Consider the following 13031-nt stretch of genomic DNA (forward strand, 5'->3'; position numbering starts at 1 on the left):
GCGACCGGCGTCGCGAGATCCCGTGTATGCCGCAGCGAAGGCCGGCAAGGCAATGCCGGCGCCGGGCGGCGCGGCGCATGGCGACCATGCGGGTGGTGTGGATTGGCGGGACGACGGCCGTCTATTGCATTGATAAAGGCCGCCGGACGGATGAATATTGCCGTGCAACAGGGATGGAGCGGGCTCGATGGCGGTACCCGGCCAATTCATATGTCTGACCGTGATGACGCTCGGCCTGTCCGCGCTGACGCCGACCTGCGCGCTGGCGCAGTGGTGGACCGCGGCGCCCGCCGACTTCGAGGAATGCGCCGAGCGCGCCGGGCGCTCGGCTACCAAGGACAGGGCCACGCTGCTATCGGCCTGTGACGGCCAGTTCGCCGGACGGCGCAAGCCCGGCGTCGGGTACACCTATTTCGATTTCATGCAGAACCGCAGCTTCGATATCGCCGGCCCCAATCCGACGGCCGCGGAGCTCAAGGCCATCGACGAGCACTATACCTCGTATCTCGAGCAGCAGCGCCGCAGCGTAATCGCCGCAGCCTTTGCCACGAAGCAGCGCGAGGAGCAGCAGGCAGCGCTGCAACCGCCAGCCGCCGCCCCGGCGTCATCGACAGTGCCGCCGCCGAAAGACATCCGGCCGGTCGCCACCGTCCGGCCGAAACCGCGCGTCAAGCAGCCGGACTGTGCCGATCCGCTGGCCTGCGGCTGGTCGAAACTGTCGAGCGGGCTGAGCGACATCAAGAAGGCGCTGTTCGGCCCGCCGCCGAAAACCCGTCGCACGCGAGAGAGCTAGCACCTATCCGCAAGCACGGCCGCGCTGGCGGCCTCAGTCGGTGATCACCAACGCCCAGAACATCCGGTACGGCGACTTCGGATTGGCGACATAGGCCACGCCGACCTTCCTGGCGCCCGGCATCAGCAAATTCGCGCGGTGGCCGGCGCTGTCCTGCCACTGCTTCAGCGTCTCGGGGAAAGTGGTGGAGCCCGCCGCGATGTTTTCAGCAGCCCTGGACTTGCGCAGGGGGGCGATGCGCTTTGGAAACGGGCCACCAACCTCGTGGCTGACCTTGCCGCTTTCGGACATCGCCATCGCCTGATACTGCGCGACCGCATCGAGCTTGCCGTCCGGCGTCACCGCGGAAAGGCCATGTGCCCGGCGAAAGGCGCTGATCTGGCCGGCATAATCCGCTGCCTGCACAGGCGCGATCTGGATCAAAACAAGAACAAGCATTACCGCAGTCGCCCGCAGGTTGCGAATTGTCATGTGATACATCCGTCGGCGGCGGGGGGACGAGGTGACAGCTATAGAAACAGGCGATCGTGGCGCTGCCGCTTCGCAGCACATGCCCCGCCATGCGAGGGCGGCATCCGCCTCTCGCCACGAGCGATATCTCTGCAGTTCGCCTGAAGCGCAACTGCGCTCCAGGCGATGATATCCGGTCGCTAGACCTTACTTCTTGGCCTTCTTCGCCTTGGCGGTCTTCACGGTCTTCTTGGCTGCCTTGGCCGACTTCGCGACCTTGGTGGTCTTGGCAACCTTCGTCACCTTGGCCTTGCGGCGGCGATGACCGAGCGGGATACCGAGCTTGATGGCCTTCTGGCGCAGCGAACCGCCGGTACGCTTCATCGCCTTGGAGATCTTCACCAGCGGCGTCTGGGCCTTGGAGTGCTCCTTCAGCGTCTTGACGTCTTCCTTGGTGTATTCGCGACGCACGAGTTTTTTCTTTGCAGCCTTGGCCATAATAGCTCCGATTCTTAAGTTGAGGTCTTCGATCAGCACACGCAATGCGGATGCATTAAAGGATCAAACGACAGTTTCAGGGCGCGAACGCATCGACCACCGCCAAATCACGCAGCTATCTATACTAAAGAAGTACAGAATGACATAGCCCTTGATGTCACATCGCGATGTACTGAATTGCTCTTGTTTTGTTCTCACTCGCATCCACAGGAAGCGAATGCTAGTTCGGCGAATGATGAGTCCGCGGGCATTTACGGCTTGTTTACTTCAACGCGGGGCAGCCGTTTGCGTAGTTGATTTCGTTGAGTTTCGACAATCGGATTAAGCGATATTTAGGCGGAGAATGTTACCAGTGAGGTCTTTATCAGCATGGGATCTTCCAGGTGTTGACCAGATTTCTCGACCTGCTGGCTCGTTTTCGACACGCCAAAAGCGGCAATGTTGCGACTATCTTCGCCGTTGCGCTGGTGCCGCTGATCGCCTTTATCGGCTGCGCGATTGATTACAGCCGCACCGTGGAGATCCGCGGCAAGATGCAGGCGGCGATCGATGCGGCCAGCGTCGGCTCGGTCGCCCGGAGCTCGCCGGGGTTTATTGCCGCAGGTGCAATGACCACCGACGGCGCCATCCCCGCCGGCGTCACCGACGCTACCAACATCTTCAACGGCAACATGTCGGGCCGCAACGGCTACACGTTGACCGGCTTTTCGGCCGACGTACAGAAAATCGCCGGAAAGGTGGTTTCGACGGTGCAGTACTCAGCAACCGTGCCGACCACTTTCACATCGATCATCGGCTGGAGCCGGCTGGCGATCTCGGGGACGTCGACATCTGCGGCGTCGATGCCGGCCTATATTGATTTCTATTTGTTGCTGGACAACTCGCCATCGATGGGCGTCGGCGCAACGCCTGCCGATGTCGCCAAGATGGTCGCTAATACATCGGACCAATGCGCCTTTGCCTGCCATGACAAGCTGAACAGCAACAGTTACTACAATCTCGCCAAGACGCTCGGCGTGACCACCCGGATCGACGTGTTGCGCACCGCGACTGAAGATCTGATGAGAACGGCCAAGCAGACCGCGACCTATAACAGCCAGTTCAGGATGGCGATCTACGACTTCGGCGCCTCGGCACAGACCGCGGGTCTTCGCGCCCTGTTTGCACTGTCGGCAAATCTCGACAACGCCAAGACCGAGGCCGGCAAGATCGACCTGATGTCGGTCAACGGCCAGAATGACAACAACGATCAGGATACGCCCTACACCACGGCATTGGCTGCGCTGAACAGTGAGATCACCAATCCCGGTGCCGGAACCGCCGCCGCACCGCAGAAATACGTGTTCTTCGTATCCGACGGCGTCGCCGACGAGTACAATCCGGGCGGCTGCAAAAAGCCCACGAACGGGGGGCGCTGCCAGTCGCCTATCAACCCCGCTCTCTGCAAGACGCTGACGGACCGCGGTATCAAGGTGGCGGTGCTGTACACCACCTATCTCGCCCTGCCGACCAACGGCTGGTACAATGCCTGGATCGACCCGTTCAATGCCGGACCTTATGGTCCCTCCCCGAACAGCGAGATCGCCATCAATATGAAGAGCTGCGCCTCGCCCGGCTTCTATTTCGAAGTCAGCCCGACGCAAGGCATCGCCCAGGCGATGAGTGCGCTGTTCGAAAAAGCCATTGCCGACGCCCGCATCCGCAGCTAGTGCTCATACTCTGCTAGGCGTGCCGGAAATTGATACGGCGCTCGCGCGCTCCACGTGTCGTCCCCGCGAAAGCGCGGACGACAAACAGAAACTATCCCCTTGTTTCCCTCGCCGTGAGCCCCGGCGAACCGCGGCCGGCGACCTCGGCGGCCTTGACCAGCGCCACGATGCGCTGCGCCAGCGGCGCCTTCAATCCATGTTGCGCGGCGGTGCGCAGGATCACCCCCTGCAGATAATCGACCTCGGTGCGGCGACGGCGCTCGAGATCCTCCCACATCGAGGAGCGCGCGTGCGGATCGATCTGCATGGTGCGACCGAGCAGCAGCCTGAACAGGCCATCGGGCAGCCGCAGCAGAAGCGGCGTCAGCGCCATCGGCAATGGCGTCGGTGAGACCGGGCGGATGCCCGCCGCCCGGATCGCGGCGAGCCCTTCTGCCATCTGGTCGGCAAACAGCCTGCGCCATTCGCGCTGCGCCAACTGTTCGCGCAGCGGCAGGCCGGACAGCGCATTGAGCGCATTGTTGAGATTAAGCACCAGCTTGCCCCATTGCACACCGGCGATATCGTCGGTCGCACGGACGGGCAGGTCCGCTACCGACAATGCCTGCGCGGTGCCGGCGTCGTCGCGTGCCACGACGATGTCGCCCGAGGTGGCGCGATGCATGCGGCCTTCCCCCATGGCCACGACGTTGAACGGCACCATCCCGCCCAGCACGCGATGCCGCGGCAATATGGTCTGCAGCGCATCGACATTGCCGATGCCGTTCTGCAGGCTGACGATCACCGCATCTTCCGGCGCATATCGCGCAATCAGTTCGGCGATTTCCGGGCTGTCGGCGCTCTTGACGGTGACCAGGATGACCGCTGCGTCGCGCAGGATGGCGGGATCGTCGGACAACAGCATCCCGGCAGCCGGCATCTTCCGGTCGAGCCCGTCGAAGGAAGTCAGTCGCAGGCCGTGGCGGCTGACCTCTTCGATCACGCGCGCCCGCGCCAGCAGCGTGACCTCGCGACCGCCGGCGGCCAGCATGCCGCCGACAAAGCAGCCGATGCTTCCGGCGCCGGCAATTCCAATCGGCCGCTGTGTCATCGCTGTCTCCCGGATCATTGATAGCAGTAAAATTCCGCGCCGCCAGCCGCCGATGGAACCCGTTTGGCTTGAAGGCGTCATACCGCACCGCTATGTTCGTTTCCGGGCTGGCACCACAGGAGATTGCGATGGGTTTGCTCGATATTCTCAACGGCATGCAGAACGGCCCGCGCGGCCCCAGCGATCCCAACGACAAGAGCGGCGGCATGTCGCCGATGACGATGGCGATCCTCGCGCTGCTGGCCTACAAAGGCTACAAGCATTTCAACGGGACTCACCCGGGCAAGGTCCAGCAGGCGCCTTCGCCGACGCCGATGCCGGCCCCCAACACCATGCAGGCTGATAGCGGCGGCCTCGGCGGCATGCTTGGCAGCATCTTCGGCGGTCAGAGCAATCATCCGGGACAGGCCGGCGGCGCGCAGGGCGGCGGTCTCGGTGGCCTGCTCGGCGGGCTGCTGGCCGGCGGCGCGGCCGGCTCGGTGTTGTCGGGCGGCCTCGGCGATCTGCTCAAGCAATTCCAGCAGAACGGCCACGGGGAAGTGGCGGACTCCTGGGTCAGCCCCGGCCCCAACAAACAAATTGCGCCGAACGATCTCGCCGAAGCCCTCGGTGCAGATCAGATCGACCAGCTGACCTCGCGCACCGGCCTGTCGCGCGAGCAACTGCTGCAGGACCTCAGCCAGGAATTGCCAGACGCCGTCGATGATTTCACGCCAAACGGCCGTGTGCCGACGGAGGATGAAGCCGCCTCGCGCTGGGTTTAATCCCACTTCATTTACGCAAAGGATATTGCAATGCTCTGGATACTCTTGATCGGCTTCGTCGCCGGCATCATCGCCCGAATGCTTTCGCCGGGCCCGAACAACCCCAGCGGATTCATCCTGACCACCGTGCTCGGCATCGCCGGCGCGTTTCTCGCGACCTTCATCGGCCAGCAGATCGGTCACTACGGCCCCAACCAGGGCGCCGGCTTCATCACCGCCACGCTCGGCGCGCTGGTGGTGTTGTTCATCTGGAACAGGCTGGTCGCCAGCCGGATGATTTCGGATCCCGGCCAGCGCTGATCCGCGCATACAAAGCCCCGGAGGTTATGCCTCCGGGGCTTTTTTACGTCTGCGGGTTCACGACAGATGCATGCCCGCATCCATCCGCACCACTTCGCCCGTCATGTTGCTCGACGGCGAGGTGGCAAGGAAGCAGATTAGGCTGGCGATGTCCTCGGCCGTGGACGCCAGCTTCAGTGGCGTTTTGGCGATCACCGCATCGCGCACCTTGGCGGCGGCATCGGCACCACGCCCCTTGGTGAACCACGGCGTATCGATATAGCCGGGACATACCGTATTGACGCGGATCGACGGCGCCAGCGCGCGCGCCAGTGACAGCGTCATGGTATTCAGCGCGCCCTTGCTGGCGGCATAGGCCACCGACGAACCGCTGCCGGCGAGGCCGGCGATCGACGAGACGTTGACGACCGCGGACGCCCGGCACGACGCCGTAGCGCCGGCCTGGAGCAGCGACCGCGCCGCGCGCACCATCTGATACGGACCGATCGTGTTGACGCCAAAGATCCACTGGAAGTCCGCAGCAGAAAGCCCATCCAGGTCGTCATGCGGTACGTGCTTGGTGACGCCGGCATTGTTGACCAGCGCATCGATGCGGCCCCACGGCGCCGCGGCGGCGATGATCTTCTTGCAATCCTCATCCTTCGAGACGTCGCCCTGCACCACCACGACTTCCGCAGCGCCCAGGCTGCGGCAATGCTCGGCAGTGGCCATCGCTTCCTTTTCGCTCGACGAATAATTGATCACCAGGCGCGCGCCGTCCTTCGCCAGGATCGCGGCTGTCGCGGCCCCCAGACCTGACGCCGACCCCGTAATCACCACGCACAAACCATCCTTCGACATGCATTCCCCCTGATCGTATTGATCTTGATTGCCGCCGCAGCATAGTTGCCGGCACCAATGATGCAAATTGCCGTCGCTGCCGCTGCGCGGAATAACCGAAGGCGACCGCATGTCCCCACCGCAGGCCGCCCTGCGGGGAGCAACGCTTGTCACGGCCGGTGCTTTTCCGCATCATGATCGCAACAACAGGGGTCGCACCGGTGCCGGCATTTCGCCGCACGAGATGTGCGCTTGCAGTGAGGAACGCGGTGACGGAGACGGATAATATCGTTGTCGAGACCGCAGAGCGAATTTTCGCCGATCTCGCCGGCGCGCAGACCATCAACAAGAGCACCGACGGCAAATGGAAGGTCGCGCTGTGGCAGGCGCTGGCCGAATCCGGGTTGCCGCTGTCCTGGGTGCCGGAGGACTGCGACGGCTCCGGCGCCAGCATGGCCGAGGGTTTTGCCGTGATCGGCGCCGCCGGCCGCGCCGGCCTTTCCGTGCCGCTCGCTGAAACCATGCTGGCCGGCTGGTGGCTGTCGCAGGCGAAGATCGCCTCGCCCGAAGGGATGATGACGGTCGCACCGACCAACCCGAAGGACAGCCTGACGCTGAACGCCGACGGCACCATCAGCGGCCGTGCCCGCAGCGTGCCGTTCGCGTCGCAGGTCCAGCATATCGCCGTCATCGCCAGTGGGACTGGTGGCGCCTCGATCGCGCTGCTCGAGGCCGGCGCCTGCCGCATCGAGCAGGGCCTCAATCTTGCGAACGATCCGTCGGATATCGTCACCTTCGACCGCGTCAGGCCGCTGTCGATCGCGGCTGCCCCTGCCGGTATCGACGCCCGGTCGCTGCAACTGATGGGCGCGCTGCTGCGCAGCCTGCAGATCTCGGGCGCGATGGAGAGCATGCTCGACATCAGCGTGACCTATGCCGGCGAGCGCGTCGCCTTCGAGAAGAAGATCTCGAAATTCCAGGCGGTGCAGCACAATTTGGCAAGGCTCGCCGGCGAAACCTCGGCCGCGCTGGCCGCGGCGTCCTCCGCGGCCGAAGCGCTGTCCCATGATGGCGCCGCCTTCGACGATGCGATCCTTCTCGAAGTGGCCGCCGCCAAGATCCGCTGCGGCGAGGCGGCCGAAAAAGGCGCGGCGATCGCGCATCAGGTATTCGGCGCGATCGGCTTCACGCAGGAGCACATCCTGCACCGCTTCACGCTGCGCGCGCTGGCCTGGCGCGACGATTTCGGATCCGAGAGTTTCTGGGCGGTCGAACTCGGCCGCATGGTCGCCGCGCGCGGCGCCGACGAATTGTGGCCGCTGGTCGCCTCGCGGTGAACCCGCTCAACCAGACTTCTGAACAAGCGAGATTGTCATGACTGCCGCCCTTCGTTTCGATCCGATCCGCCTGCCCGACGAATGCGAGGTGCTGCGCCGCGAAGTCCGCGCCTTCCTCGCCGAGGAAATCGCCGCCGGCACCTTCGACCCGCACAAGCCCTTGCGCGAAGACGCCGACGCGCCGGAATTCTCGCGCCGTGTCGGCCAACGCGGCTGGCTCGGCATGACCTGGCCGAAGCAATATGGCGGGCACGAGCGCAGCTATCTCGAACGCTACGTCGTGACCGAGGAGATGCGCGTGGCGAACGCGCCGGTGCGGCGCTTCTTCGTCGCCGACCGGCAGAGCGGCCCGGTGCTGCTGAAATACGCGCCCGAGCATATCAAGATGGATATCCTGCCGCGGATCTGCCGCGGCGAGGTGTGCTTCTCGATCGGCATGAGCGAGCCCAATTCCGGCTCCGACCTGTTCGCCGCGAAAACAAAAGCCACCAAGACCGACGGCGGCTGGCTGATCAACGGCAGCAAGATCTGGACGACGTCGGCCCACATGGCCGACTACATGATCGCGATCTTCCGCACCTCGCCCTCGACCAAGGAAAATCGCCGCCACGGCCTGACGCAGTTTCTCGTCGACATGAAGAAGCCGGGCATCAAGGTCAACCCGATCGGGCAGATTACCGGTCAGACCGAATTCAACGAAGTGGTGTTCACCGACCATTTCGTGCCGGACGACCACATGCTCGGCGAGCTCGACGGCGCCTGGAAACAGGCGACGAGCGAACTCGCCTTCGAGCGTTCCGGGCCGGAGCGCTTTCTCGAGACCTATTATGTGCTGACCGAGCTGGTTCGTACCATCGGCGCACATCCCGACACGCGCAGCGCCGAAGGCATCGGCCGGCTGGTGGCGCAGTTGCACACCATGCGGCGGATGTCGGTGTCGGTGGCCGGCATGCTGCAGGCCGGCAAAGAGCCGGTGGTGGAAGCCTCGATCGTCAAGGACATCGGAACGATCTGGGAGCAGCAATTGCCGCACCGCGTCCGCGAACTCGCGGCCTTCGCCGATGCCGACCACACCAACCACGCCACGCTCGACGAGATGCTGACCTTCGCGATCCGCACTGCGCCGAAGCTGACCATCCAGGGCGGCACCACCGAAGTCCTGCGCGGCATCATCGCGCGCGGGCTGGGGCTGCGCTGACCCACCACTGTCGTTCCGGGGCGCTAGGGCGACGCCCGAGCGAACCCGGAACCTCGAACTAATGAAAACACATCGGGATTCCGGGTTCGCGGCCGGCTGACGCCGCCCGCGCCCCGGAATGACAATTCACAACGAGGACTCCCATGACCACCTATAAAGACATCGCCGTCGAGACCCGCGGCCACATCGCGATCATCGAGATCCGCAAGCCGCCGTTCAACTTCTTCGACATCATGCTGATCCAGCAGATCGCCAACGCGCTTGACGAGATCGATGCCGATCCGGAGATCCGCGCCACCGTGTTGTGCGCGCAGGGCAAGGCGTTCTGCGCCGGCGCGGATTTCAGCGATCCGAACCGCAAGGAAACCGAGGCGGCGGCCAAGAGCGGCGACCCCGCCGACAATCTCGGCTCGATCGGCCATCTCTATATGGAAGCCGTGCGGATCTTTCGGGCGAAGAAGCCGATCGTTGCCGCCGTGCAGGGGGCTGCGATCGGTGGCGGTCTGGGCCTCGCGGTCTCCGCGGACTTCCGCGTTGCCTGCCCGGAAGCGCGCTTTGCCGCGAACTTCACAAAACTCGGCTTCCATCCCGGCTTCGGCTTGACCGTGGCGCTGCCGGAGATCGTCGGCAAGAACAACGCCGAGCTGATGTTCTACACCAGCCGCCGCGTCGGCGGCGAGGAAGCGCTGAAGATGGGCCTCGTCAACGTGCTGGTCCCACTGGCCGAGGTGCGCGACGCCGCGATCAAGCTGGCGGAAGAGATCGCCGAGAACTCGCCGCTCGGCCTGCTGTCGACCCGCGCCACGATGAAAGGTGACCTAGCCGACCGCGTCGCCAAAGCCACCGAACACGAGTTGGCCGAACAGACCCGGCTGCGCGCGACCGACGACTTCAAGGAAGGCGTCAAGGCGACGGAAGAACGACGCGTGGCCAATTTCAAGGGCAGGTAGTTCGTAGCCCGGATGAAGTCGCCGGGCCGCGCCGGCGGTACGGCGACGAAATCCGGGAAAAGCGCCAGCAGCGATAGGCCGGTCCCGGATTGCGCTTCGCTTCATCCGGGCTACGCTCGGCTCCTACCCAGCGATATGAAACGTCACCCCACTCAGCAGAAAGTTCTCGCCGCCGCACGGGCAGCCGCGGGTGCGCGCGGCGTCGATGACCTGCGCCACATCGCGCACTTTGAACGTCAGCCCGGTCAACGCCTCATTGCCACCCGGCATGAAACGCAGATACGCATTCGGCAGCACGATCTGCGGCGCGTCGTGCTCGCCGCGGCTGACATCGACTCCGATGATCCTGCTCCAGTGCCGTGCGAGATCTTCTGGATCAGGGCTCTGCAATTCGACGCCCAGCAAGGCCAGCGTGGTGTCGGTGCGGATCGAACGCGGCCAATCCGGCCCCGCCGGCGGATAGACGCCGAAAATATTGTCGCTGCCTTCGGTATGGTTGAACTCGATGAAGGCGGCGCGGCAGTCGCGCGGATGCAGCTGGACGCCGCGATACGGCGCGTGCTCGATCACATTGGCAATCCGCACGCCGATCTGCTGCGCGTGGCGACCGAGCTCGTCCGGATCGTCACAGGAGAAGATCGCCATGTAGCCGCCGAAGCCGCGGCTCTTATCGAGAAAGCGCCCGGCGGCGGTGCCGTCCTGCGTCGGCGCGACGACCTCGAGCAGCGTGCTGTCGACCGGCAGCAGCGCATTCTCCAGGCCGTATTTCGCGACCCCGGGATCGCGGTAGCAGACCTCCAGGCCCATGATCGCGGCGATATCGCCGACCACCGGTTCGAGATGCGGCGCCACCAGACAGACCTGCCGAAGCCGCATCTCGCCCATGTCAGTGCCCCTGAAATACCGGTTTGCGTTTTTCGACGAAGGCGGAGGCCGCCTCCTTGTGGTCGGCGGTGTCGCTGCAGCGGGTGTGATGGATCGCCTCGGCGTCGAAACACGCCTCCAGCGTCATCGTCTCCGCATTGTTGATGTTGCTCTTGATGTAGCCGAGCGTGATCGACGGCCCTTGCGCCAGCGACATCGCCAGATCGTGCGCGGCCTTCTCGACCTCGGCGTCAGCGACCACCTTGCTGACCATGCCGAGCGCCAGTGCCTCCTGCGCCGTCAGCACCGGCGACAGCAGGTACAATTCGCGCGCCTTGGCGCTGCCGAGCATCTGCGTCAGGAAGTAGGTGCCGCCGTAGTCGCCGGAGAAGCCGACCTTGGCGAAGGCCGTGGTGATCTTCACCGAGGCCGAGGCGACGCGCAGGTCGCAGGACAATGCGATCGACAGCCCGGCGCCCGCCGCGGCGCCGTCGAGCTGCGCCACCACCGGCTTCGGCATCTGGTGCAGGAGTCGCGACACTTCCATGCCGCGGCGCAGATTGGCGCGCTTGGCCTCGAACGGCAGCGGCGCGTGGCCGGCGGCCATCGACTTGACGTCGCCGCCGACGCAGAACGTGCCGCCGGCGCCCTTCAGCAGCACCGCGCGCACCGCATGGTCCTCCGCCGCCCGCCGCGCCGCCGCCACCAGCCCCTGCGTCAGTTCGACATTCAGCGCATTGCGCCGGTCCGGCCGGTTCATGGTGATGGTCAGCAGGCCGTTGTCGAGCGATTGCAGTACGAGGTCGGTCATAAGGAAGTCCTGTGGGTTACTGTCGGTGTCGTTCCGAGGCGCAAGCAGCGCGAGCTGCGAGCGAACCCGGAACCTCGGCATGGGACGATGAACATCTCGGGATTCCGGGTCTGCGCTTTAGTCGGCTTCGCCGACGCAAGCACATCCCGGAATGACGATCTCTACTCCTACTTCTTCACCAGCGGGCAGCGCGAGGCCTCTAACGGCTGGAAGGCCTGGTCGCCGGGGACGGTGGCGAGCAGCTTGTAGTCGTCCCAGCGCCCCTTCGATTCCGACGGCTTCTTGACCTCGAACAGATACATGTCGTGCACCATGCGGCCGTCCTCGCGGATCTTGCCGTTCTTGGCGAACATATCGTTGATCGGCGTCTCCTTCATCAGCTTCATCACCGCGGCGGCGTCGGTGGTGCCGGCGGCCTTGACGGCTTTCAGGTAGTGGCCGACCGACGAATAAACACCGGCCTGCGCCGAGGTCGGCACGCGCTTGGTGCGCGCCTGGAAGCGCTTGGTGAATTCTCGGGTGCCGTCGTTGAGATCCCAGTAGAACGCCTCCGCCAGGATCAGGCCCTGCGCGGTCTCCAGACCGACGCTGTCGATGTCGGAGATGAAGGCCAGCAGCGGCGACAGCTTCTGGCCGCCGCTCTTGGTGAGGCCGAATTCGGCGGCCTGCTTGATGGCGTTGATGGTGTCGCCGCCGGCATTGGCGAGGCCCACTACCTTGGCCTTCGAGCTCTGCGCCTGCAGCAGGAACGAGGAGAAGTCCGAGGTATTGAGCGGATGCTTGACGCCGCCGACTACCTTGCCACCGGCCTTCTGCACCACCGCCGTGGTGTCGCGCTCGAGGTCCTGGCCGAAGGCGTAGTCGGCGGTGAGGAAGTACCAGGAGTCGAGCCCCTGCTTCACCGTGGCGAGGCCGGTGACGTTGGCCTGCGCGTAGGTATCGAACACGTAGTGCACAGTGTACGGCCCGCAGGCCTCGTTGCTGAGCCGGATCGAGCCCGGTCCGTTGAATATGATGATCTTGTTGCGAGCGCGCGCGATTTCGCTGGCGGCGAGCGCCGTCGCCGACGCCGCGACATCGATGATCGCCTCGACGCCCTGATTGTCCAGCATGTCGCGCGCGATGTTGGCGGAGAGGTCCGCCTTGTTGAGATGATCGGCGGCGACGATCTCGATCTTGCGGCCCAGCACTTCGCCGCCGAAATCTTCCACCGCCATCTTGGCTGCGGTTTCCGAGCCCGGCCCGGTGATGTCGGCATAGAGCCCGGACATGTCGAGAATCGCGCCGAGCTTCAACGGCTTGGTCTGCGCCATCGCGGCGCTTGCGGAAAACATAAAGGTCGAAGCCAGCAGTGCTGAAATAAGTCTCGTCAAGTTATCCTCCCTGTGGACCCGCGGTTTGCTGCGCGATGTCCGTGATTGTTCTCGCGATCATGCCGCAAGCGCTTT

14 protein-coding genes are annotated in these 13031 nt (G+C 64.4%); 7 read left to right on the plus strand and 7 right to left on the minus strand.

Annotated elements, in window-relative coordinates; genetic code table 11:
- The first annotated feature begins 187 nt into the window (after positions 1 to 187).
- Complete coding sequence (locus FIU28_RS24260; RefSeq protein WP_246660790.1) at positions 188 to 793, plus strand: hypothetical protein; 606 nt, start codon at positions 188 to 190, stop codon at positions 791 to 793.
- Positions 794 to 826: 33 nt separating this feature from the next.
- Here the strand turns inward: FIU28_RS24260 and FIU28_RS24265 are convergent, their stop codons facing one another.
- Together FIU28_RS24265 and FIU28_RS27465 are read right to left on the minus strand one after the other, a co-directional pair.
- Positions 827 to 1264 carry a CAP domain-containing protein gene (locus FIU28_RS24265; RefSeq protein ID WP_246660791.1) on the minus strand — a complete coding sequence of 146 codons (438 nt, stop codon included), beginning with the start codon at positions 1262 to 1264 and terminating at the stop codon, positions 827 to 829.
- A gap of 186 nt (positions 1265 to 1450) precedes the next feature.
- Entirely contained in the window at positions 1451 to 1741 is a 291-nt protein-coding gene (locus FIU28_RS27465) for a hypothetical protein (protein ID WP_246660792.1), read from the minus strand.
- Positions 1742 to 2127: 386 nt separating this feature from the next.
- On the opposite strand from FIU28_RS27465, the gene FIU28_RS24275 reads away from it, so the two are divergent.
- Positions 2128 to 3450, plus strand: a complete 1323-nt coding sequence (locus tag FIU28_RS24275; protein ID WP_143576375.1) for a TadE/TadG family type IV pilus assembly protein — start codon at positions 2128 to 2130, stop codon at positions 3448 to 3450.
- Between the two features lie 91 nt (positions 3451 to 3541).
- Here FIU28_RS24275 and FIU28_RS24280 read toward each other — a convergent pair whose 3' ends face one another.
- Positions 3542 to 4540 (minus strand): 2-dehydropantoate 2-reductase, encoded by a 999-nt coding sequence (locus tag FIU28_RS24280; protein ID WP_143575657.1) that lies wholly within the window; start codon positions 4538 to 4540, stop codon positions 3542 to 3544.
- Positions 4541 to 4668: 128 nt separating this feature from the next.
- Between FIU28_RS24280 and FIU28_RS24285 the strand changes: the two genes are divergently transcribed.
- Complete coding sequence (locus FIU28_RS24285; protein WP_143575658.1) at positions 4669 to 5304, plus strand: YidB family protein; 636 nt, start codon at positions 4669 to 4671, stop codon at positions 5302 to 5304.
- A gap of 30 nt (positions 5305 to 5334) precedes the next feature.
- Positions 5335 to 5604 carry a GlsB/YeaQ/YmgE family stress response membrane protein gene (locus FIU28_RS24290; RefSeq protein ID WP_143575659.1) on the plus strand — a complete coding sequence of 90 codons (270 nt, stop codon included), beginning with the start codon at positions 5335 to 5337 and terminating at the stop codon, positions 5602 to 5604.
- A 57-nt stretch (positions 5605 to 5661) separates the two neighbouring features.
- On the opposite strand, the gene FIU28_RS24295 is transcribed toward FIU28_RS24290, so the two are convergent.
- The gene (locus tag FIU28_RS24295; protein WP_143575660.1) at positions 5662 to 6444 is read right to left on the minus strand and encodes an SDR family NAD(P)-dependent oxidoreductase; all 783 of its coding nucleotides are present in this window, start codon (positions 6442 to 6444) and stop codon (positions 5662 to 5664) included.
- Between the two features lie 248 nt (positions 6445 to 6692).
- On the opposite strand from FIU28_RS24295, the gene FIU28_RS24300 reads away from it, so the two are divergent.
- The 3 genes from FIU28_RS24300 to FIU28_RS24310 all read left to right on the plus strand — a co-directional run bounded on the left by FIU28_RS24300 (position 6693) and on the right by FIU28_RS24310 (position 9908).
- Entirely contained in the window at positions 6693 to 7760 is a 1068-nt protein-coding gene (locus tag FIU28_RS24300; protein ID WP_143575661.1) for an acyl-CoA dehydrogenase family protein, read from the plus strand.
- Positions 7761 to 7797: 37 nt separating this feature from the next.
- A complete protein-coding gene (locus FIU28_RS24305; RefSeq protein ID WP_143575662.1) occupies positions 7798 to 8958 on the plus strand; it encodes an acyl-CoA dehydrogenase family protein in 1161 nt (386 codons plus the stop codon).
- A 143-nt stretch (positions 8959 to 9101) separates the two neighbouring features.
- Positions 9102 to 9908, plus strand: a complete 807-nt coding sequence (locus FIU28_RS24310) for an enoyl-CoA hydratase/isomerase family protein (protein WP_143575663.1) — start codon at positions 9102 to 9104, stop codon at positions 9906 to 9908.
- Positions 9909 to 10031: 123 nt separating this feature from the next.
- Here the strand turns inward: FIU28_RS24310 and FIU28_RS24315 are convergent, their stop codons facing one another.
- The 3 genes from FIU28_RS24315 to FIU28_RS24325 all read right to left on the minus strand — a co-directional run bounded on the left by FIU28_RS24315 (position 10032) and on the right by FIU28_RS24325 (position 12917).
- On the minus strand, positions 10032 to 10793 hold the full coding sequence (locus FIU28_RS24315; protein WP_143575664.1) for a hypothetical protein: 762 nt from the start codon (positions 10791 to 10793) through the stop codon (positions 10032 to 10034).
- 1 nt (position 10794) lies between these two features.
- Positions 10795 to 11583, minus strand: a complete 789-nt coding sequence (locus tag FIU28_RS24320) for an enoyl-CoA hydratase (protein ID WP_143575665.1) — start codon at positions 11581 to 11583, stop codon at positions 10795 to 10797.
- Positions 11584 to 11750: 167 nt separating this feature from the next.
- Positions 11751 to 12917, minus strand: a complete 1167-nt coding sequence (locus FIU28_RS24325; RefSeq protein WP_441351314.1) for an ABC transporter substrate-binding protein — start codon at positions 12915 to 12917, stop codon at positions 11751 to 11753.
- Positions 12918 to 13031: the final 114 nt, after the last annotated feature.

The organism is Tardiphaga sp. vice154 (assembly GCF_007018645.1).
Taxonomy (GTDB): domain Bacteria; phylum Pseudomonadota; class Alphaproteobacteria; order Rhizobiales; family Xanthobacteraceae; genus Tardiphaga.